Consider the following 21217-nt stretch of genomic DNA (forward strand, 5'->3'; position numbering starts at 1 on the left):
GGACCAAGGGGAAATTGAGTGCGGATCTTGGGGTTTCGAAGATCCACTTGGCTGCGGTCTGGGGTGCGTGTTCAGGTCTGGGGCCGGATGCGGTCAGATGTCCGGTAGTGAACTCCCTAGGCAGTTGCTCCAGGTCGTTCTAATTTGAAACGGAGTCTTCGTCCAGAGGACGCACACGTCCTGCGGGGTGGGACGCCGTTCCTGTGTGGCCGAGTTGGGGGCCGGCAGAGAGGTGGTCCAGTGATCGCGCGCAGACGGCTGGGGACGGCCCTGGTGGTCACGACGTTCATCGCCGTGGTGGGTGGGTCCGGGCCTCTGTCGGTGGGAGTGGGCGCGGCGACGCGGCCGGACACTCCGAAGGTCGAGCCGCCTCCGCTGCCCGTTGACCCGCGGACGCCGCAGGAGGCGTTGGACGGGCTCGGGATCAGCGGGTATCCCGACCGGCTGAGCGTCGAGCCCGGCCAGTCCGTGAAGATCAGCGTGAGCACGAAGAGCCCGGCGTTCAAGGCGACGATGGTGCGCGTGGTGCACGGCGACGCGGATCCGCGTGGGCCGGGGATCAAGGAGCAGGTCGTCGCGTCCGACGTCAACAAGGAGTACCCGGGGAAGTATCAGACGCTTCCGCTGGGTTCGTACGTGAGCGTCCCCGATGACGACAGCCTGCGGTTGGACGGGAGTTTCACGCTCACCGCGTGGATCGCCCCGACGACCGTGCCGGGGTCCAAGCTCAACCCCATCGCCTACCAGCGGACGCCGGTCGGCACGGGTGCGGTGCAGGGGATCGTGACCAAGTGGTCGGACGCCGAGCAGGCCGGCTACGGCATGGTCGTCGACCGGGACGGCGGGCTGGGGCTGCGGCTGACCGATCGGTCAGGACGGGTTCACGCGGTGAGCACCGGCGTCAAGCTGAAGCCGTGGGCTCCCGCGCTGCGGGGCGTCGAGCCGGGCGGTGTCGTCCGGCCGCAGCATGTGAACTCCTCCGGCTGGTACTTCGCGGCCGTCTCGTATGACGCCAGGACGGGCAAGGTGCGGCTTTACCAGCGGCCGTTGAGCGGGCACCCGAACAATTCCGATGCCGTGGTGACGAAGACGATCGACGCGCGGGGGCTGAAGAACGCGTCCGGTCCGCTGCTGGTCGCCGCCTACCAGGGTGGGCAGAAGAAGCCCGCCGGGTTCTACAACGGCAAGATCGATGCGCCGCGGGTGTTCGACCGGGCGCTGGACGAGAGGGAGATCGGCGCTCTGCAACGCGGCGGGCCCGCGAGAGGCGCCGTGGCGGACTTCGACTTCTCTCAGAAGATGGATACCGACCGGGCTGTCGACACTTCCGGCAATCATCTGAACGGGCACGTGGCCAACCTGCCGGTCCGGGCCGTCACCGGGCACAACTGGAAGGCGGACGAGCAGGACTTCAAGCGGGTGCCCGACCAGTACGGCGCGATGTACTTCCACGACGACGACCTGGGCGATTCCGCCTGGGAGCCCAGTTTCACCTGGCGGGTGCCGGACGACGCGCGCAGCGGCGTCTACGCGGCCAAGCTGGAGGCGGACGGGAAGATCTACCACGCCACGTTCGTGGTGCGTCCCAAGAAGCCCACGTCGAAGGTCGCGCTGCTGATTCCGACGTTCAGTTACCTCGCCTATGGTCTGAGCGGCGACTTCGTGAGCGGGTTGAGCCAGTACTCCCATCACACCGACGGGAGCGGCGTGGTCTACTCGTCGGGGCTGCGGCCCATCGTCAACCTGCGTCCGATGGCCACGGGACGCAAGGGCGAAGGGCGGCCGTGGCAGTTCGAGGCCGACACGCATATCACCGACTGGCTGGAGTCCACCGGTCGCAAGGTCGACTACATCACCGACCATGACCTGCACAAACAGGGCAGGAAACTGCTGGACGGATATGACGTCGTCATCACCGGCAGCCATCCCGAGTACACGTCGGAGACCATGCTCGACTCACTTCAGGGCTGGCTCAACGATGGCGGGCGGCTCATGTACCTGGGCGGTAACGGCTTCTACTGGGTGACGCCGATGGACCGCACCGGTACCTACACCGAGTTGCGCCGTCATGACGGTACCGAGGCGTGGCAGGGCGCTCCCGGCGAGTACTACCACAACACGACCGGCGAATACGGCGGGCTGTGGCGGTTCCGGGGACGGCCGCCGCAGCAGCTCGTCGGTGTCGGATTCACCGCGCAGGGCTTCGGGTCCCGGATGGGTACCGGAATGTACAGCCGTCCGCTGGACCGCTCGCCGCAGAGCCACGACCCGAAGGCCGACTGGATTTTCAACGGCGTCAAGGCGACCGGGCAGATCGGCGACTTCGACTCGTTGCAGAGCCCGGGCGGGCCGATGGGCGAGGAGCTCGACCGCGCCGAATACGCGCTGGGCACCGCCGACAACACGATCGTCCTGGCCTCGGGGACCGGCTTCGGCGACGAGTACCTGTTCGTGAAGGAGGAGAACAACACCGCCAATCTCATGGAGGGCGGGACCGTCAACTGGCTCGTCCGCGGCGATGTCACGCTGACCCAGTATCCGCATGGGGGAGCGGTCTTCTCCGCCAGTTCCATCTCCTGGGCCGGAAGCCTCTTCTACAACAAGTACAACAACGACATCGCCACCATGACCGGGAACGTCCTGAACGCCTTCGCCTCCGGCAAGCCGCTCCCGGGCACCGACTGATCCCGTCCGCTGGTTTTCCGGAGGCCCCATGTACGTATCGGTGCGCGATATCCCGCGCGGAACGCGGATCAGGGCGCGGGTGCCCAGGGTGGTCGTCGTCCTGGGCGTGGTGAGCCTGATCACCGATATCTCGACCGAGATGGTGACGGCCGTCCTGCCGATCTACGCGACGCTGGCGCTCGGCCTGACGCCGCTCGCGTACGGGATGCTGGACGGCCTCTACCAGGGCGCGACCGTCGTGGTGCGGCTGCTCGGCGGCTTCTTCGCCGACCGGTTGCGCCGTCCGAAACTCGTCGCGGGCTCGGGTTACGCGATCGGTGCCGTCGCCAAGTTGATGTTGCTTCCGGTGGGCGGCGCCGGGACGCTGTCGGCGGCGGTCGGCGTGGACCGCGCGGGCAAGGGCCTGCGGACCGCGCCGCGGGACGTGCTGATCGCCACGGCGGGGCCGCGGGACCGGCTCGGCAGGTCGTTCGGCGTGCACCGGGCGCTGGACGCGACGGGCGCGCTGCTCGGCCCCGTCGTCGCGTTCGGCCTGCTCGCGCTCGCGCCGGGCGACTTCGACATGGTGTTCGTCGTGTCGTGCTGCGCCGCCGTCCTCGGCGTGTTGCTGTTCGTCCACCATGTGCCGGAGCACCGGACCGAAACCGAGGGCGGCGTCTCGCTCCGGGACGTCGCGGCGCTGTTGCGCATCACCCGGTTCCGGCGGTTGCTCTGCGCGGCGGCCGTGCTGTCGGTGGCGACGATCGGCGACAGTTTCCTCTATCTCGTCCTGCTGCGTAACGAGGCCGTTACCACCCGCTGGTTTCCGCTGCTCTTTGTCTGTACGAGCCTGGTCTATCTCGCGTTGGCGGTTCCCTTTGGACGCGTGTCCGACCGCTATGGCAGGAACCGGGTGTTCGCCGCCGGATACGGCCTGCTGTTGTGCGCCTATCTCAGCGCGGTCCTTACGGGCGGGGCCGCCGGGGCGGGATTGTGCCTGATGTTCCTTGGCGCCTATTACGCGGCGACCGATGGTGTTCTGCCCGCGGCCGCGGCGCCGCTGTTGCCGGTCGAGCTGACCGCTACGGGGATCTCCGTCGTCCAGGCGGCGGTCGCGGGCGGGCGCGCGCTCGGCGCGGTGGCGTTCGGCGCGGTCTGGACGGCCGCCGAGGGCGCCACCGCCGTGTGGACCTTCGCCGCCGCGCTCGCGGTGGCGCTGCTCACCGCGGTACCGATGATCACACGAGCCCGCGACCAGCGGACGGAGGCCCGATGACCCAGCCCGACCGGCGCCGGTCCAGGGACAGCAAGATCATGTTGGTGTTGGCGGTCCTCGTCGTCGCCGTCGCCGCGACCTGGGTGACCTCGTCGGTGCTGCGCGCGGGCGCGTCCGGCGGGGGCGGTGACGCGAACCTGCCCGGCGGGCGGCAGATCGTGTTCCGGTCGCTGCGGGCCGGGCCCTCGTTCGGGCACATCGCCGTGGTTCCGGCCGGTGACGCGGGACGGGAGCGCGTCGTCCTGCCGACGCGATGCGAGCGGACGGCGGCGTCGGCCGCCGGTGGCCTCTGCCTGCGGCAGACACGCAACCCGATCGAGCTTTTCGCGGTCACTTTGCTGGACGAGCGGCTGCGTCCCGGAAAGGAGACGCGGCTCAACGGAATTCCGAGCCGCGCCCGGTTCTCCGAGGACGGCCGTTACTACGCCACGACCGCCTTCGTTACCGGGCACTCCTACATCTCCGACGGCTTTTCCACCGAGACCGTCATCGGACGTGTCGGCGGCGAGCCGGTCGGCAATGTCGAGGACTTCGCGTTCCTGTTGAACGGGCAGCGGAACCAGAACGCCGACCGCAATGTGTGGGGCGTGACGTTCGTCCCCGGCGGGGAGCGGTTCTTCGCGACCGTCGCCACCCAGAACCGCAGATACCTGGTCGAGGGTGATATCCGGCGGCGCACGCTGACCGCCCTGCGCGACAACGTCGAGTGCCCGTCCCTTTCCCCGGACGGGCGGCGGCTCGTCTACAAGAAACGGACGGGCCTCAATACCGACGTGTGGCGCTTCCACGTCCTCGACCTGGCGTCCGGCGTCGAGAGGCCGCTGGCCGAGACGCGGAGCGTGGACGACCAGGCGGCGTGGCTGGACGATGGCCATGTCATGTACGGGGTGCCCAAGGGCGGCGCGGGCGGGCGCAACGCCGACGTCTGGGTCGTGCCCCTGAACGGCGGCGCGCCGCGGCTCCTCATCCCGGACGCGGACTCGCCGACCGTCCGCGGCCCGGCCAAGGCGCGCTCACAGCGCTGATCCGGCGGCAGGGAGGGGTCCCGTTCGGCGGCGCGTACGGTGCGTGCGAAAACGAGCGGCGGAGGGTGCCCCGTGAACATGAAGACATCGGTCGAACGCACTTTTGCTCGAACCTTCGACTGGAGCGGCCGGGCCTCGCGTTCGGAGTACTGGTGGTTCGTCCTCTTCTACATGATCACCCTTGCGATCTCCATCGCGCTCGCGATGACGGTCGCCACGTTCTTCACTCTGCTGATCTGGTTACTGGTGATCCTCGTGCCGAGCCTCGGGGTGTCCGTGCGCAGGTTCCATGACATCGACCGTTCGGGATGTTGGTTGCTGGTGGGCCTCGTGCCCAACGTCGGCGGACTTATAGTCATCGTCTTCCACTGCCTTTCCAGCACCCCCGGTCCCAACACCTACGGCCCTCCGGACGACCCGGCCGCGCAGGTGAAGGCGCACCGGAAATTCGCCCATCGGTTCGACAGGTACGGCGATATCTATCTCGCGGTCGGTTACGCCGCACTGGCCGTGATGTACGCGCACGAGGCGGGCAAGAAGGTCGAGAAGGACCTGGCCTGGCTGGCGCTCCGGCGCGAGGTGATGGGAGACGAGGCGTACCGGCAGCGCCTTCTGGAAGTGCTCGACCCGGGCGGAGTCGACGACCTCCTCCGGCTGACGCCCGTGCCGGTTCACGAACCCATTGCCGAGCCGTCCCCGGAATTCAACGCCCCGCCGCCGCCCGGGCTCAGCGTCCCGCCGCCCGGGCCCGGTGCGCAGCCTCCGGGGCCCAGCGCGCCATCCGCCGGGCCCGCCGCGCACACGATTTCCGACCCTCCCGAAGGCGGCGTTTAGGCTCGCGGCGGCGGCGCGGCAGATGGCGATGGCGATGGCGACGAGGTAAATGGGTCGTTCGGCGGACGCAGCCTTGACCTGCTCGTCCGTCGGCGCGCGACCCCGCGTGCGACGCGCGCGGCCTCGCCCTGTTCTTCACCGACTGATCACACCCGCGCCCCCCGAGCCGCTGATTTGCGGGTAAACCTGGGGTTGTGCAGGTGAGCTATGTGAGTGAGGCGGCGCCGGGGCGTCCGAACGAGGACTTCGTGGCGGCGGGTCCCGGATGGGTCGTGCTGCTGGACGGCGCGACCGAGCCCGACGGAGTGGACAGCGGATGCCGGCACGACCCGGCGTGGCTCGTGCGGCGCGTCGGCGGGCAGATCGCGGCGCGGCTGGCGCTGGAGGGCGGCCAGCCGCTGCCCGACCTGGTGGCGGAGGCGATCAAGGTGACCGGCGAGGCGCACACCGCGACCTGTGATCTGGCGAACCCCGACAGCCCCTCGGCGACCGTGTCGCTGCTGCGGCGGCGGGACGAGGTCGTGGAGTGGTACGTCCTCGCCGACTCCCCGATCGTGGTGGACGACGGGCAGGTCCGCGTGTTCCGCGACGACCGGGTCGACCGGCTGCCGAGCTACACGCAGGAGTCGGTGCGCCGGTCCCGGAACAGCCCCGGCGGGTTCTGGGTCGCGAGCACCCGTCCCGAGGCCGCGTACGAGGGGCTGACCGGGGAGGTGCCGGTGCGGGGGCTGACGCGCGCGGCGGTCCTCAGCGACGGCGCGTCCCGGCTGGTGGAGAAGTTCGGCGCCCTCGGGTGGGACGAGCTGCTCGACCTGCTGGACGAGGCGGGCCCCACCGAGTTGGTCAGGCGGACGCGGGCCGCGGAGGCCCGGGCGGACGTCCGCCCGGGCAGCAAACGCTACGACGACGCCACCGCCGTCCTCGTCCGCTTCTGACATGGACGCACGTGATTTCGCCGACGTGCTCGCGGCCGCCCGCGCCTTCGTGCGCGACCGGGTCGTCCCGAGCGAGGACGAGATCGAGGAGACCGACGCCATCCCCGAGCCGATCCGGCGGGCCGCACGCGACATGGGCCTGTTCGGATACGCGCTGCCCGAACGCTACGGCGGCCTCGGCCTCACGGTGAGCGAGGAGGTGCGGCTGGTCTTCGAGCTCGGCTACGCGAGCCCCGCGTTCCGGTCGATGTTCGGCACCAGCAACGGCATCGCCGGGCAGGTCCTCGTCCATGCCGGGACCGACGAGCAGAAGGACGCCTGGCTGCCGCGCCTCGCGTCCGGCGAGGCCGTCGGCGCCTTCGCGCTCACCGAGGCCGAGGCGGGCTCCGACCCGAGCGCGCTGACCACCACCGCGCGCCGCGAGGGCGACGGCTATGTGATCGACGGCGCCAAGCGGTTCATCACCAACGCGCCCGAGGCCGACGTCCTCATGGTCTTCGCCCGGACGGGCGGCCCCGGCGGCCGCGGCATCTCCACCTTCCTCGTCGAGCGCGACGCGGGCGGCCTCAGCGTCGGGCCCGCCGACGCCAAGATGGGCCAGCGCGGCGCCCACACCGCCGAGGTGCTCCTCGACGGCGTCCGCGTCCCCGCGTCCTCCCTGGTCGGGACGGAGGGCAGCGGCTTCCGGACCGCGATGGCGTCCCTCGCCCACGGACGGCTGAGCATTTCCGCCGTCTGCGTGGGCCTCGCCCAAAGGCTCCTGGACGAGACCGTCGCGTACGCGAGGGAACGCGTCCAAGGGGGAAAGCCGATCGGGGAATACCAGCTGGTCCAGGGGCTGATCGCCGACTCCCAGGCCGAACTCTACGCCGGACGTTCGATGGTGCTGGAGGCGGCGCGCGCCTACGACGCCGGGGAGGACACGGCGCTTGGGCCGTCCTGCGCGAAGTACTTCTGCTCCGAGATGGCCGGACGCGTCGCCGACCGCGCCGTGCAGGTCTTCGGCGGCATGGGCTACATGCGCGGCGTCGCCGTCGAACGCCTCTACCGGGACGTCCGCCTCTTCCGCATCTTCGAGGGCACCAGCCAGATCCAGCAGCTCGTGATCGCCCGTCACCTGCTGCGCTGACCAGGCACGACGAAGACCCTCCAAACGATTTCGCAACCGGGCCGCGAACCCTGTATGGTTTCACTGCGCGAACGGCGCAGGCCCCTTTAGCTCAGTCGGCAGAGCGTCTCCATGGTAAGGAGAAGGTCTACGGTTCGATTCCGTAAAGGGGCTCACGGCATCTCGGCCGCCATCCGGAACCAGCGGACGGCGGCCTTCGTCGTCCCAGGGCCGCCGTCCGGCCTCGCCCGCCCCCGCGATCATGGGCGGCGGGTGCCTGATTCGCTCCATACGGGGCCCTGTGATACCGTCCCACCGGTTCCAGTAGGACGTTTCGCAGGTCACCGGCCAGCCGGTAGCCTGGGCGACGCTCCCGGGAGCCCGCGAAACCGATTCCCGATCTTCGTACGGGGTTTTCTCGTTTCCAGGGCTCGGTGGGCATCCGGTATCCTTGCAATCCGGTCCACACCGACCATCACGGCGGGGTAGCTCAGTCAGGCAGAGCAAGCGGCTCATAATCGCTGTGTCGCCGGTTCAAGTCCGGCCCTCGCTACTACCCAAGTCTCTCACCTCCACCCGGGGGTGAGCAGGCTGGGTCGAATCGCCGGCCGCCCGCACGGGCGGCCGAGGTACGTAGTCCATGTCCCTAGCCCAGAAAGGCACTCCATCGTGGCTGCCACCGACGTCCGGCCGAAGATCACGCTGGCCTGCCAGGAGTGCAAGCACCGCAACTACATCACGCGGAAGAACCGGCGCAACGACCCGGACCGCCTTGAGATCAAGAAGTACTGCCCCAACTGCCGCACCCACCGTCCGCACCGGGAAACCCGCTAGCTGAGGCCCGGACGGGAAGTACTGCCCGCTCCGCTTCCACACGGGGCCGGGACGCACCGTCCGCGCCGCGAAACCCGCTAGCCGAGGCCCGAACGGGACGTATCGCCCACGCAACGCAGGGGCGCACCGTCCAAACCGGGAAGCCCGCTAGTTCGCGGAGGGCCCAGGGGCCCGCAGTGGGTGACTTCTTCGCAAGCTTGCCCTGACGTGACTGACCAGCCCGTCCTCGCCCAGAAGACCCGCGAGGGCGGGCTGAGCGTTGTTCTGTTACGGTCCCGTCCGGGAGCACGCGGACGCCCGCGCGGGCGTCGGGAGACCGCGGCGGCCGCGGGAGGCGCGAGGCTTGGAACGACCGGAGGGACGGACCGCATGGCACTGAACCGCGACTTCGTCGGGCGGAGCTTCCCGCCCGGCGAGCCGTACGAGGTCGGCAGGGTGAAGATCGGCGAGTTCGCGGACGCGATCGGCGACCCGAACCCGATCTTCCGCGACCCGGAGGCGGCCAAGGCCGCCGGATACCCCGACGTCATCGCGCCGCCGACCTTCCCGATCGTGATGTCGCTCTACACCCCCGGGCTGGCCGACCCCGAGCTCGGGCTGAACTTCTCGATGGTCGTGCACAGCGGGCAGCGCTTCGAGTACGTCCGGCCGCTGCGCGCCGGGGACGTCGTGACCTGCGCGTCCACGATCGCTGAGATCAAGTCCGTCGGCAGCCACGAGAGCATGACGGTGGTGACGGAGATCGCGACCGTCGAGGGCGAGCCGGTCTGCACCTGCCACAACACGTTCGTGGAACGGGGGGCGTGATGACCGCCACGGTCAGGTACGACGACGTCGAGGTCGGCACCGAGATCGCCGCGCGGACGTTCGAGATCGACCGCGCGAACCTCGTCATGTACGCGGGCGCGTCCGGCGACTTCAACCCGATCCACTGGCGCGAGAGCACGGCGAAGGCCGTCGGGCTGCCGGACGTCATCGCGCACGGCATGTACACGATGGCCCAGGGCGGACGGTTCGTCTCCGACTGGGCGGGCGACCCGGGCGCCGTCCTCGACTACGGGGTACGGTTCTCCTCGCCGGTCGTGGTGCCCGACGAGGGCGGCGCGACGCTGGAGATCAGCGGCAAGGTGGAGAGGAAGCTCGACGACAACACCGTCGTCGTGGCGCTCACCGCGCGGTCGGACGATCAGAAGGTCCTCACGCGTGCGAAGGCCACCGTCCGGCTCGCCTGAACGAGCGCGCCCGAGCGAGCGCGCCTGAACGAGCGCCCGCGGCCGGGCCCGGACGTACGGGAGGGGAAGACGTGGCGGTGTTCGCTGAAGAGGTGAACCTGGCCGGGTACACGACGCTGCGACTGGGCGGGCCCGCGCGCCGCTTCGTCGAGGCGACGACGGAGGCGGAGCTGGTCGCCGCCGTCCGCGAGGCCGACGACGCCGGGCAGGACGTGCTCGTGCTCGGCGGCGGCAGCAACCTCGTCGTGTCCGACGACGGCTTCCCGGGGACGGTCGTCCGCGTCGGGACGCGCGGCACCGAGCTTCAGCCGGGGGAGGGCGACACGGTCCTCGTCCGCGTCCAGGCCGGTGAGGACTGGGACCCGTTCGTCGCCCGCTGCGTGTGCGACGGCCTCGCCGGGGTCGAGTGCCTGTCGGGCATTCCCGGACGCGTCGGCGCGACCCCGATCCAGAATGTCGGTGCCTACGGGCAGGATGTCAGCGAGACGATCGTGGAGGTCCGCGCCTACGACCGGCGCGCCCGCGCGATCGTGACGCTCGACCGCGACGCGTGCCGCTTCACCTACCGGAACAGCGTGTTCAAGGGCGCGGACCGCTACGTCGTCCTGGACGTGACGTACGCGCTCCGCGAGGCCGAGGAGTCGCAGCCCATCGCCTACGCCGAACTGGCCAGACGCCTCGGCGTGCAGCCGGGGGAGCGGGTGTCGCTGAAGGAGGCGCGCGACGCCGTCCTCGAACTGCGGCGCGGCAAGGGCATGGTGCTGGACGCGGCCGACCCCGACACCCGCAGCGCCGGCTCGTTCTTCACCAACCCCGTCCTCGACCCGGCCCAGCTCGCCGACCTGGAGCGCCGCGTCGCCGAGCGGCTCGGCCCCGACGCGCAGTTCCCCCGCTACCCTGAGGCCGGGGGGCGGGTGAAGACGTCCGCCGCCTGGCTGATCGACCGCGCGGGCTTCACCAAGGGCCACGCGCTCGGCCCGGCGCGGATCTCGACCAAGCACACGCTGGCGCTCACCAACCCGGGCGGCGGCGGGACGGGCGACCTCCTCGCCCTGGCCCGCGAGGTCCGCGACGGCGTCCGCGCCGCGTTCGGCGTGGAACTGGTGAACGAACCCGTCCTCATCGGCGTGACCCTCTGAGCCCGTCCGGCGCAACCCGCTGAGCTCGATCGGCGTGACCCGCTGAACCCGATCGACCAAACCCTCTGCGCACGATCGGCATGACCCTCTGAGCCCGTCCGGCGCAACCCGCTCAGCCCGTTCGGCGCAACCGGCTGCGCACGATCGGCGTGACCCTCTGAGCCCGTCCGGCGCAACCCGCTCAGCCCGTTCGGCGCAACCGGCTGCGCACGATCGGCGTGACCCGCTGAGCTCGATCGGCCTAGCCCTCTGAGCTCGATCGGCGTGACCCGCTCGGCCCGATCGGCGTGGCTCGCTGAGCCTCCGCCTGGCCGGTCCGGGGTTGAGGGGGGTTGGTAGGGTTGGCGGCGTCGAGGGGGAGTAGTCCCGAATCGCGTGATCGACATGCTGGCGCCGCGTGCGGTGCCCGGTCATGCGGGCCTCGGGCCGCGCGCGGCGCGGTCGGTCGAGGCGGACGAGACCTTCGGTCCGGCAGTCATGCCGGGCCGAGGTCGTGTGCCCTGAAAGCTCCCCGCCCTCCGCCCGGCATCCGAGCGAGAGGGACCCGTGTACGCCTTCATCATCAGCCTGGCCGTGATCTTCGTCGCCGAGCTCGGCGACAAGAGCCAGCTCATGGCCATGACCTTCGCCACCCGCTTCCGGGCGCTGCCCGTCCTGGTCGGGATCACGGCGGCGACGGCGCTCGTCCACCTGGCGAGTGTCGCGCTGGGCGCGGCGCTCGGCGCGGCGCTGCCCACCGGTCCGATCTCGTTCCTCGCCGGGATCGCCTTCATCGGGTTCGCGTTGTGGACGCTGCGCGGCGACGAGCTGGACGACGAGGAGCGCGAGAAGGCCAAGCACGCCACCGGCTCGGCGATCCTGGCCGTCGGCGTCGCGTTCTTCCTGGCCGAGCTGGGCGACAAGACGATGCTCGCGACCGTGACGCTCGCCGCCGACCACGGCGGCCTGCTCGCGCTGACGGGGGTCTGGGCGGGGTCGACGATCGGCATGGTCGCCGCCGACGGGCTCGCGATCATCGTGGGGCAGCTGCTGGGCAAGCGGCTGCCCGAGCGGGTCATCAAGTACGGCGCCGCGGCCGGGTTCGCGATCTTCGGGGTGCTGCTGCTCGTCGAGGGCTTCACCGCGTAGCCGTTGACGTAGTTAGTGATTGAGTACTAACTTACGTCGCATGGGGTCGAGGATGAGCGCCGAGGAGCGCCGGGAGATGGCGATCGAGGCCGCGCTGGCCGAGTTCGGCCAGACCGGCTACAACGGCACGTCCACGGCGGTGATCGCCGAGCGCGTCGGCGTGTCCCAGCCCTACCTGTTCCGGCTGTTCCCGTCCAAGCGGGCCCTGTTCCTCGCCGCCGCCGAGCGCTGCTTCGACGACATCGAGGGCCTGATGCGGGACGCCGCCGGAGGGCTGTACGGCGAGGACGCGCTGAAGGCGATGTCCGTCGCCTACAACCGGACCCTCCGGGAAAGACCCGAACTGCTGCGCTTCCAGCTCAAGCTGTATGCGGCGGCCGTCCACGACAAGGAGGTCGGCAGGCTCGGCCACATCCGGTGGGCGCGGTTGTGGCGCATCTTCACCGAGTTGTCAGGCGCGGACCCGGAGGCGATGACGCGGTTCGTCTCCAGGGGTCTGCTGGCGACCGTGCTCACCACGTTCGACGTCCCCTACACACCGGGCGACAGGCTCGCGGGCTCGGTGCACGACTGGTCGGAGGGGTTGCGGGGCGTCGACCGCCTCAGCGACTGGCCGATCGAACCCGGCGGGCCCTAGGCGAAGCGTCCCTGTCCCCCGCGCGCGTGGGCACAGCCCAGGGCGCGCGTTTTTTTACCCGGCTAAGTTAGTGAGTGATAACTAGATGAAGCAGCCACATCCGCTCCGGACCTTCCTCATCACCGGTATCGCGCTGTTCATGGTCGCCCTCGACAACCTGATCGTCACCAACGCCCTGCCCGCGATCCGGGTGGACCTCGGCACCGGCCTCGAAGGGCTGGAGTGGACGGTCAACGCCTACACGCTGACCTTCGCCGTCCTGCTCCTGCCCGCGTCCGCCATCGCGGACCGCTATGGTCGCCGCCGCCTGTTCATCGGTGGCCTCGCGGTCTTCACCCTCGCCTCCGCCGGGGCCGCGCTCGCCCCCGGCATCGGGACGCTGATCGCCGCGCGCGCCGTCCAGGGCGCGGGCGGTGCCGTCGTCCTGCCGCTCACGCTGACGCTGCTCGCCGCCGCCGTCCCCCCAGCCCGCCGGGGCGTCGCGATCGCCGCCTGGAGCACGATGAGCGGGCTCGGCGTGGCGCTCGGGCCCGTGCTCGGCGGCGCGATCACCGAGTACGCCGCCTGGCAGTGGATCTTCTGGATCAACGTCCCGGTCGGCGTGGCGCTGCTCGCGCTCGCGCCCGGGTTCCTGACCGAGAGCCGCGGCGCCCCCCGGCGGCTGGACGCGCCCGGCACGCTGCTGGTCACCGGCGGCCTGCTCGGCGTCGTCCTCGGCCTGGTCCGGGGCAACGAGCACGGCTGGACGAGCGGCCAGGTGCTCGGCTCGCTCGTCCTCGGCGCCGTGCTGCTCGCCGCGTTCGTCGCCTACGAGCTGCGCACCCCCGAGCCGATGCTGCCGATGCGGCTGTTCCGCGCCCGCGGGTTCGCCGTCGTCAACGCCGTCATGCTGGCGATGGGCGCCGGGATGTTCGGGGCGACGTTCCTGCTCGTCCAGTTCCTCCAGGGCGTGAACCACATGAGCCCGCTGGAGGCCGGCGTCCGGACGCTGCCGTGGACCGCGATGCCGATCATCGTCGCGCCGCTGACCGCGCCGCTCATCGCCCGGTTCGGCGTCCGCGCCGTCCTGGTGCTGTCGCTGACGTCGCAGACCGCCGGGCTCACCTGGCTCGCCGTGGTCATCTCGCCGGACGTCGGCTACGGCGCGCTGGTGCCCGCGTTCGTCCTCGGCGGGACGGGGATGGGCCTGTTCTTCCCGCCCGCCGCCCGCTCCGCGCTCGGTTTCGCGCCGCCGGAGATGGCGGGCGTCGCGTCCGGGGTGAGCAACGCCGCCCGGCAGCTCGGGACCGTCTTCGGCATCGCCGTGCTCGGCGCCGTCTTCTCCGCCCGGGGCGGGTTCACGAGCCCGCAGGAGTTCACCGACGGCCTGCTGCCCGCCCTGTGGATCGCCGCCGGGCTCCTCGGCGCCGCGGCCCTCGCCGCGCTCGCGATCCCCGCGCACCTTCCCGTCCAGGGCGAGACCGTCGCGACCTCGGCCCCGGCCCCGGCGCCTACGAGAGCCAGGCGGTGATGCCCGACAGCAACCGGGCGCGGACGTCGTCCGGAGCCGCCGACGCGCGGACCGACTGACGCGCCAGATCGGCCAGCTCCACGTCGCTGAAACCGTGCTCGCCGCGGACGAGCTCGTACTGGCGGGCCAGCCGGGAGCCGAACAGCAGCGGGTCGTCGGCGCCCAGCGCGATCGACGCGCCCGCCTCGTACAGGCGGCGGACGGGGACGTCCGCCGCCGTCGCGGCCACACCGAGGCTCACGTTGGACGCGGGGCAGACCTCCAGCGTCACCCCGCGCTCCACGATCCGCTCCAGCAGCCTCGGATCCTCCACCGCGCGCACCCCGTGGCCGAGCCGGTCGGCGGCGAGGTTCTCCAGGCACTCCCGGACGCTGACCGGGCCGAGCAGCTCGCCGCCGTGCGGCGCCGACAGCAGCCCGCCGCGCTTGGCGATCCGGAACGCGCCCTCGAAGTCGTAGGCCCGGCCGCGCCGCTCGTCGTTGGACAGCCCGAACCCGACCACGCCCTGGCCCGCGTACCGGACGGCGAGCCGCGCGAGCGTCTTCGCGTCCAGCGGATGTTTCGTCCGGTTCGCCGCGATCACCACGCCTATGCCGACGCCGGTCGCCTCCGTCGCCGCGCGCGCCGCGTCCAGCACCAGCTCCACGGTCGGGGTCAGGCCCCCGAAGCGCGCCGCGTACCCGCTCGGGTCCACCTGGATCTCCAGCCAGCCCGAGCCCTCCGCAGCCTCGTCCTCCGAGGTCTCGCGCAGCAGCCGCCGCAGATCGTCCGGCGTGTGCAGGACGGAACGCGCGATGTCGTACAGCCGCTGGAACCGGAACCAGCCGCGCTCGTCGGTCGCGTGCAGGCGCGGCGGCCAGTCCTCCACGAGCGCGTCCGGGAGCTGCACGCCGTGTGTGGCGGCCAGCTCCACGAGCGTGGAATGCCGCATGGAACCGGTGAAGTGCAGATGCAGATGCGCCTTGGGGAGCAGGGCCACGTCCGGGCGTGTGGAACGGGACGGGACGCGGGCGTCCTCGTGATGGTCCGGCGCGGAACGCTGCCTGGCCGGATGGGGTGACACGGTACGGGCCTCCATGGACGTATGTTGCCGGATCACATCGCCTCCTGGACGTCCGCCCCGGCAGGATCACCTGACCGGACTATCCGCCATGACTCGCGGCGGCCATGCCCGGAGTGGCCCGGACCGGGGCGGCCACACGGGTGAACACAGTCCTCTGCACATGCCCGAAAAAACTTTGGAATCGCGTGCAACCCCGCTCCGGGGTCGCGCGTATACGAGGGGTGCAAGAGACAGACGGGCAGAGAGGGAAACAGGATGATCACGCTGAAGGCCGCCCTGATCGCGGCGTCCGCCGTCGGTGTCGTCTCGGTGGGCGGCGGTGCCACCTGGGCGATGACCGGTTCGCACCAGGACGCGGGCCTCCAGTCCGAGAGCTCCAGGACCACGGCGGTGCACGACCTGAAGAAGATCGCCCCGGCCCCGGCCGCGCCGACGTGCCTCCCGGCCAAGCCCGGCGTGCCCGGAGCGCCGAACGTCCCGAACGTCCCGGGCGCGAAGCTGCCCGACGGCCGGCTCCCGGACGCGCGGGTCCCCGGCGGCGCGAAGCTGCCCGACCCCAAGCTCCCCAACACGAAGGTCCCCGGCGGCGCGAAGCTCCCGGACGCGAAGGTTCCGGGCGGCACCAAGCTTCCCGACGCGAAGGTCCCCGGCGGCACGAAGGTCCCCGGTGGCGCCAAGCTGCCCGAGGGCAACCTCCCCAAGCCCGGCATCGCTCCTGGTGACACACAGAAGAAGCTGCCGTCCGTCCCGGGCGGGAAGGTGAACGTCCCGGGTGGGCAGGGCCTCCCCGGCAAGGCGAATCTCCCCGGCGGGACCAACCTCCCCGGCAAGGGCAAGCTGCCCACCTGCCTCCCGGACGCCAAGCGGACGCTGCCCAAGGGCACCTCCCCGGACACGCCGACCGCGCGCGTCCCGGCCAAGCCCGGCCTGCCCGCCGTTCCCGCCGTCCCCGGCGCCAAGGGGCTCGACTGCTCCAAGCTGCCGCCCGCGGTGAAGATCGGCAGCCCGGCCGAGCGGGCCGTCATGCTGGCCAAGGGCCTCACCTACACCTCCTCCACCCCCGTCTCCAAGGCGCTCCAGGCCAAGAAGGTCTGCGGCGTCACCCAGAAGTGGACGGGCAAGGCCGGCCAGTGGCTCACCGTCGAAACCCTGAAGACCCCGGCGGGCATGCCGCAGACTGAGCTGCGCAAGGCGCTCGCGCTGCCCGCGACCGGCGGCAGCCCCGTCACCGTCGGCGGCTTCGTCGGCTGGCAGGCCCCGGGCGGCGGCGGCGTGCTGCTGTTCGACCCGAACGGCTACTCGCTGTTCGTCAACGGCAGCCCCGTCCTCGCCGGTGACCTCCAGAACGTGGCCGCCGCCCTGCGGCAGGCCAAGTAGGACGCGGACGGGCGGCTCCGGCGCGGGGGCCGCCCGTCCTCGGCAGGCGTATCCGCTCTCAGCCGGACGGAGCACAGTGGCGCGTCGAGACGACAGTTCGTTCGTGGAGTTCGTGACGGACCGCGGCAACGCGCTGCTACGAACCGCGTCGCTGCTGTGCGGCGCCCACCAGGACGCCGAGGACATGCTCCAGACCGCGCTGGAGAAGGCGTACCGGCACTGGGGCAGGCTGGACGCCGACACCGATCCCGAACCCTACGTCCGCCGGATCCTGGTCAACCTCGTGATCAGCCGGTCCCGGCGCTGGAAGGTGCTGCGGGAGATCCAGATGGCGAGGCTGCCCGACACCCCGGCCGCCTCGTCCGACCACGCCGTGGAGCTACGGGGGACGCTCATGAACGAACTGCGCAAGCTGGGGCCGCGGCAACGCGCCGTGCTCGTCCTGCGCTTCTGGGAGGACCTCTCGGAGGCGGAGACCGCGCGGGCTCTCGGCTGTTCCGTCGGGACGGTCAAGAGCCAGGCATCCCGGGGGCTCGCCAGGCTCCGGGAGCGCCTCGGCAGTCACCTGGCGCCGTTGGGGAGCTGAGCGATGGACCTGGAGAGCGAACTACGGAAGGCGATGGCCGAGCAGGTCGCGACCGCGACCGCGCCGCCCTCGCTGGTCGCCGACGTGCGGCGCCGCCACCGGCGCCGGGTCACCCGGATCCGCGTCACGGTGGGCGTCGCCGCCGCGTCCGTCGCCGCCGTCGCCTTCGTGCCCACCTACCACTCGTTCAGGGCCACGCCCGCCGGAGCTCCCGAGAGCAGCCAGTCGCCGACCGGTGTCTCGGTGCTCCAGCAACCGGAGAAGCCGTCCGTCCCGGGCGTCCCCACCTCCCCACCGGCGAAGGGGAAGCCCGGGACGGGCCCCGCGCACGAGTCGCCGGGCGCTCGTCCACCCGGGGGCGGGCCCGAGCAGCACCCGGCCAAACCGGGGCTGCCTCCCGTCCGGGGGCTGCCCGGCTGGGTGACGTTCCTGCCGGACGGCCTCACCCCGTCCAAGCCCTGCGCGAGCACCGGCGAGGACGGCCGCAGGACCACCACGTGCGCATGGCGCGGACCCGGCGGCTGGGTCGAGATCGCCATCGTGCGCGGCAGCGGGTTCGGGATCACCGACCTCGCCCCGGTGCACGGCATGCCCGACCGCACGTCCGTAGCCGGGACGCCCGCGCTCACCAGCGACGTCCCTGGTTCCGGACGGGCCGGACGGCAGGTGTCCTGGCTGGCCCGCCCCGGCGTGGGCGTGATCGTGCAGGCGGGTGGGTCGGCGGAAGGGCAGTTGATGCGAATCGCCGAGGGAGTCCGTCCCTAGGACGGCTCTGGAGGGGACGGACACCCGAGGCGAATTCCCGCTCCGGCGGGGCGTCCCACGGCGGAGAGGGGCCGCCACGGGACGCCCCGCCGAAGTGACAGTTTGTAAGACCACGGAATGACGCAGGACCACGGACGGGACCCGGTGTGCCCCGTCCAGCATGCGACCGGCCCCGGGGCAGGGGTGCCTCCGGGGCCGGTCGCCTTTCTTGTCTGGTTGTGCGATGCGGTTCAGACCGCCTCGGACAGCAGCTTGCCGACGCGCGACACGCCCTCGACGAGGTCGTCGTCGCCGAGCGCGTACGAGAGCCGGAAGTAGCCCGGCGTCCCGAAAGCCTCACCCGGCACGATCGCCACCTCGGCCTCCTCCAGGATCAGCGAGGCCAGCTCCACCGACGTCTGCGGGCGCTTCCCCCGGATCTCCTTGCCGATCAGCGCCTTGACCGAGGGGTAGGCGTAGAACGCGCCCTCCGGCTCGGGGCACACGACGCCCGGGATCTCGTTCAGCATCCGCACGATCGTCTGCCGCCGCCGGTCGAACGCCTTGCGCATCTCCGCCACCGCCGACAGGTCGCCGGTCACCGCCGCCAGCGCCGCCGCCTGCGACACGTTCGCCACGTTGGACGTCGCGTGCGACTGGAGGTTCGCGGCGGCCTTCACCACGTCCGCCGGGCCGATCAGCCAGCCCACCCGCCAGCCCGTCATCGCGTACGTCTTGGCGACACCGTTCAGGACGAGCGTCCGGTCGGCCAGCTCCGGCACCACGACCGGGATCGAGTGGAACTCGGCGTCGCCGTACACCAGGTGCTCGTAGATCTCGTCGGTGACGACCCACAGGCCGTGCTCGTCGGCCCAGCGGCCGATCGCCTCGACCTCGTCGCGGGTGTAGACCGCGCCGGTCGGGTTGGACGGCGACACGAACAGCAGCACCTTCGTTCGCTCGGTGCGGGCGGCGTCCAGCTGCTCGACGCTCACCTTGTAGCCGGTCGTCTCGTCGGCGACCACGTCCACCGGCACCCCGCCCGCCAGCTTGATCGACTCGGGGTAGGTCGTCCAGTACGGGGTCGGGACGATCACCTCGTCGCCCGGGTCGAGCAGCGCCGCGAACGCCTCGTACACCGCCTGCTTGCCGCCGTTGGTGACCAGCACCTGCCCGGCCTCGACCTGGTAGCCGGAGTCGCGGGCGGTCTTGTCGGCGATGGCGGAGCGCAGCTCGGGCAGCCCGCCCGCGGGCGTGTACTTGTGGAAGCGCGGCACCCTGCACGCCGCCACCGCCGCCTCCACGATGTATTCGGGGGTGGGGAAGTCGGGCTCGCCCGCGCCGAACCCGATGACCGGGCGGCCCGCCGCCTTCAGCGCCTTGGCCTTGGCGTCGACGGCCAGCGTGGCGGATTCGGAGATCGCGGCGATGCGCTTGGAGATGCGAGGACGGTCGATGCTCATGCCCCTATCGTTACAGACGCCGCCCCCTCACCCGTGACATATATACCCGCCGGTCGGACGGGCCGCCCGCGCGGCCGCCCGATGATCTCCGGCGCTCTGGTTCGACGCGGGGGCCCGTGGGACGTAGACTCACCCTCCAAGTGACGCGTCATCGGTATACGAGGCTGTCCGCCCACGGAGGCGGCAGGTTCTAGACTGGTGGCGGGGCACGGCCCGGTTCCGTGACCGGGGTTCTCCACCCGGAGAATGAAGGGCAGTGGCTCAATTGGTAGAGCTCCGGTCTCCAAAACCGGCGGTTGGGGGTTCGAGTCCCTCCTGCCCTGCGAGGTGCGGTGCGCGCACCGCGCCGTCCGCGCTACGGCGGTCGCCGTGGCACCCCGTGGCACGGGCACGCGCGACAACCACCAGGGTGGTCGGACCACGACCTATGAGGTGAACGGCGACGATGGCGACTGAGACGCGCGGCGAGGCCGCGGAGAAGGACGAAGGCAAGGGCAGGGCCGCGCACAAGCGGACCACGCCTCCCCTCTTCGTGCGCCAGGTCATCGCCGAACTGCGCAAGGTCATCTGGCCCACGCGCCGTGAACTCATCACCTACACGACCGTCTCGCTCGTGTTCGTGCTGGTCATGGTCGGCATCGTGTCCGGCGCCGACTGGGGTCTCCAGAAGCTGATCTACCAGATCTTCGCCTGATCCCCTTATTTCGCCGGGGCGGTCGCCGCCGCACCGGCGCCAGTTACATCACCGCAGACCGTACGAGAGAAAGAGTCATCGTGTCCGAGTCCTCACAGCCCTACGACGAGGCCGTTGAAGAGGCCCAGTCCGCTGCGGCTGCTGCGGCCGACCAGGCGGCCGAGCCCGCCGACGAGACGGCCGAGGCTGCCGTCGCCGCCGGCGAGGCCGAGCCCGCGGACACGAAGACCGAGGGCGAGGACGAGCCGCCCGCGGACGCCGCCGAGGGTGCCTCCGAACTCGCCGAGGCGGTCGAGGGCGCCGACGGCGAAGAGGCCGCCGAGGCCGAGGAAGCCGAGGAGGAGGACGCCGGCCCGCCGGCCGACCCCTACGCCGACTTCAAGATGCAGCTTCGCCTCCAGCCGGGCGACTGGTACGTCGTGCACTCCTACGCGGGGTATGAGAACCGGGTCAAGACCAACATCGAGACCCGCACCCAGACCCTCAACATGGAGGACTACATCTTCCAGATCGAGGTCCCCCAGCACGAGGTGACCGAGATCAAGGGCGGCAAGCGCCAGAAGGTCAACGAGAAGGTGCTGCCGGGCTACATCCTCGTCCGGATGGAGCTGACCGACGAGTCGTGGGCCGCCGTCCGCAACACGCCGGGCGTGACCGGCTTCGTCGGCCTGCTGAACAAGCCGTCCCCGCTGAGCCTGGACGAGGTCGCCAACCTGCTCGCCCCCGAGCCGGAGGAGGGCGTCGTCAAGACCAAGGAGCAGGCCAAGGTCGCCGCGACCGTCGACTTCGAGGTCGGCGAGTCCGTCACGGTCATGGACGGCCCGTTCGCCACGCTCCCCGCGACCGTCAACGAGATCAACGCTGAGCAGCAGAAACTGAAAGTCTTGGTTTCGATCTTCGGCAGGGAGACGCCGGTCGAGCTGTCGTTCAACCAGGTCTCCAAGATCTGACCGAGCCGCTCCACCCAG

Annotated in this window: 20 protein-coding genes and 3 tRNA genes; 21 read left to right on the forward strand and 2 right to left on the reverse strand. The window is 71.1% G+C overall.

What is annotated here, in order from left to right; genetic code table 11:
- Positions 1 to 240: 240 nt before the first annotated feature.
- From K2F47_RS11885 to K2F47_RS11955, 15 genes are all read left to right on the forward strand, one after another.
- Positions 241 to 2685, forward strand: coding sequence for a N,N-dimethylformamidase beta subunit family domain-containing protein (locus K2F47_RS11885; RefSeq protein WP_242902926.1), 2445 nt, complete (start codon positions 241 to 243; stop codon positions 2683 to 2685).
- A 28-nt stretch (positions 2686 to 2713) separates the two neighbouring features.
- Positions 2714 to 3940: an MFS transporter gene (locus tag K2F47_RS11890; RefSeq protein ID WP_242902927.1), complete on the forward strand. Its 1227-nt coding sequence runs from the start codon at positions 2714 to 2716 to the stop codon at positions 3938 to 3940.
- Positions 3937 to 4965: a TolB family protein gene (locus K2F47_RS11895; protein ID WP_242902928.1), complete on the forward strand. Its 1029-nt coding sequence runs from the start codon at positions 3937 to 3939 to the stop codon at positions 4963 to 4965. The genes K2F47_RS11890 and K2F47_RS11895 overlap by 4 nt, the downstream gene beginning before the upstream one ends.
- A 78-nt stretch (positions 4966 to 5043) precedes the next feature.
- Positions 5044 to 5799, forward strand: a complete 756-nt coding sequence (locus tag K2F47_RS11900) for a DUF805 domain-containing protein (RefSeq protein WP_242902929.1) — start codon at positions 5044 to 5046, stop codon at positions 5797 to 5799.
- A 200-nt stretch (positions 5800 to 5999) separates the two neighbouring features.
- Entirely contained in the window at positions 6000 to 6734 is a 735-nt protein-coding gene (locus K2F47_RS11905; RefSeq protein ID WP_242902930.1) for a protein phosphatase 2C domain-containing protein, read from the forward strand.
- Position 6735: 1 nt separating this feature from the next.
- Positions 6736 to 7863, forward strand: a complete 1128-nt coding sequence (locus K2F47_RS11910) for an acyl-CoA dehydrogenase family protein (protein WP_242902931.1) — start codon at positions 6736 to 6738, stop codon at positions 7861 to 7863.
- 80 nt (positions 7864 to 7943) lie between these two features.
- Positions 7944 to 8016: transfer RNA gene (locus tag K2F47_RS11915), tRNA-Thr, on the forward strand.
- Positions 8017 to 8321: 305 nt separating this feature from the next.
- Positions 8322 to 8395 (forward strand) — tRNA-Met (locus K2F47_RS11920).
- A gap of 116 nt (positions 8396 to 8511) precedes the next feature.
- On the forward strand, positions 8512 to 8676 hold the full coding sequence (rpmG, locus tag K2F47_RS11925; RefSeq protein ID WP_026404241.1) for a 50S ribosomal protein L33: 165 nt from the start codon (positions 8512 to 8514) through the stop codon (positions 8674 to 8676).
- Between the two features lie 369 nt (positions 8677 to 9045).
- Entirely contained in the window at positions 9046 to 9483 is a 438-nt protein-coding gene (locus K2F47_RS11930; RefSeq protein WP_242902932.1) for a MaoC family dehydratase N-terminal domain-containing protein, read from the forward strand.
- Positions 9483 to 9908, forward strand: a complete 426-nt coding sequence (locus tag K2F47_RS11935; RefSeq protein WP_242902933.1) for a MaoC family dehydratase — start codon at positions 9483 to 9485, stop codon at positions 9906 to 9908. Before K2F47_RS11930 ends, K2F47_RS11935 begins: the two co-directional genes overlap by 1 nt.
- 71 nt (positions 9909 to 9979) lie before the next feature.
- Positions 9980 to 11047 (forward strand): UDP-N-acetylmuramate dehydrogenase, encoded by a 1068-nt coding sequence (locus tag K2F47_RS11940; RefSeq protein WP_242902934.1) that lies wholly within the window; start codon positions 9980 to 9982, stop codon positions 11045 to 11047.
- Positions 11048 to 11593: 546 nt separating this feature from the next.
- Positions 11594 to 12175: a TMEM165/GDT1 family protein gene (locus K2F47_RS11945; protein ID WP_242902935.1), complete on the forward strand. Its 582-nt coding sequence runs from the start codon at positions 11594 to 11596 to the stop codon at positions 12173 to 12175.
- 40 nt (positions 12176 to 12215) lie between these two features.
- A complete protein-coding gene (locus tag K2F47_RS11950) occupies positions 12216 to 12812 on the forward strand; it encodes a TetR/AcrR family transcriptional regulator (RefSeq protein ID WP_242902936.1) in 597 nt (198 codons plus the stop codon).
- Positions 12813 to 12897: 85 nt separating this feature from the next.
- Positions 12898 to 14322, forward strand: coding sequence for an MFS transporter (locus K2F47_RS11955; protein ID WP_242902937.1), 1425 nt, complete (start codon positions 12898 to 12900; stop codon positions 14320 to 14322).
- Here the strand turns inward: K2F47_RS11955 and K2F47_RS11960 are convergent.
- Positions 14303 to 15400, reverse strand: coding sequence for an adenosine deaminase (locus K2F47_RS11960; protein WP_272496880.1), 1098 nt, complete (start codon positions 15398 to 15400; stop codon positions 14303 to 14305). The two genes, K2F47_RS11955 and K2F47_RS11960, sit on opposite strands and share 20 nt — an antisense overlap.
- A 240-nt stretch (positions 15401 to 15640) precedes the next feature.
- Between K2F47_RS11960 and K2F47_RS11965 the strand changes: the two genes are divergently transcribed.
- The 3 genes from K2F47_RS11965 (at position 15641) to K2F47_RS11975 (ending at position 18113) form a co-directional block, all read left to right on the forward strand.
- On the forward strand, positions 15641 to 16762 hold the full coding sequence (locus K2F47_RS11965; RefSeq protein ID WP_242902938.1) for a hypothetical protein: 1122 nt from the start codon (positions 15641 to 15643) through the stop codon (positions 16760 to 16762).
- A gap of 103 nt (positions 16763 to 16865) precedes the next feature.
- Complete coding sequence (locus K2F47_RS11970; protein WP_242902939.1) at positions 16866 to 17348, forward strand: SigE family RNA polymerase sigma factor; 483 nt, start codon at positions 16866 to 16868, stop codon at positions 17346 to 17348.
- 3 nt (positions 17349 to 17351) lie between these two features.
- Complete coding sequence (locus K2F47_RS11975) at positions 17352 to 18113, forward strand: hypothetical protein (RefSeq protein ID WP_242902940.1); 762 nt, start codon at positions 17352 to 17354, stop codon at positions 18111 to 18113.
- A gap of 230 nt (positions 18114 to 18343) precedes the next feature.
- Here K2F47_RS11975 and K2F47_RS11980 read toward each other — a convergent pair whose 3' ends face one another.
- Positions 18344 to 19555: a pyridoxal phosphate-dependent aminotransferase gene (locus K2F47_RS11980; RefSeq protein ID WP_242902941.1), complete on the reverse strand. Its 1212-nt coding sequence runs from the start codon at positions 19553 to 19555 to the stop codon at positions 18344 to 18346.
- A gap of 250 nt (positions 19556 to 19805) precedes the next feature.
- On the opposite strand from K2F47_RS11980, the gene K2F47_RS11985 reads away from it, so the two are divergent.
- The 3 genes from K2F47_RS11985 to nusG all read left to right on the forward strand — a co-directional run bounded on the left by K2F47_RS11985 (position 19806) and on the right by nusG (position 21199).
- A tRNA-Trp gene (locus K2F47_RS11985) sits at positions 19806 to 19878 on the forward strand.
- A gap of 122 nt (positions 19879 to 20000) precedes the next feature.
- Entirely contained in the window at positions 20001 to 20249 is a 249-nt protein-coding gene (gene secE / locus K2F47_RS11990) for a preprotein translocase subunit SecE (RefSeq protein WP_156219803.1), read from the forward strand.
- Positions 20250 to 20329: 80 nt separating this feature from the next.
- Positions 20330 to 21199, forward strand: coding sequence for a transcription termination/antitermination protein NusG (gene nusG / locus K2F47_RS11995; RefSeq protein WP_242902942.1), 870 nt, complete (start codon positions 20330 to 20332; stop codon positions 21197 to 21199).
- The last annotated feature ends 18 nt before the right edge of the window (positions 21200 to 21217 follow it).

The organism is Actinomadura terrae (assembly GCF_022751215.1).
GTDB classification, from domain to species: domain Bacteria; phylum Actinomycetota; class Actinomycetes; order Streptosporangiales; family Streptosporangiaceae; genus Spirillospora; species Spirillospora terrae.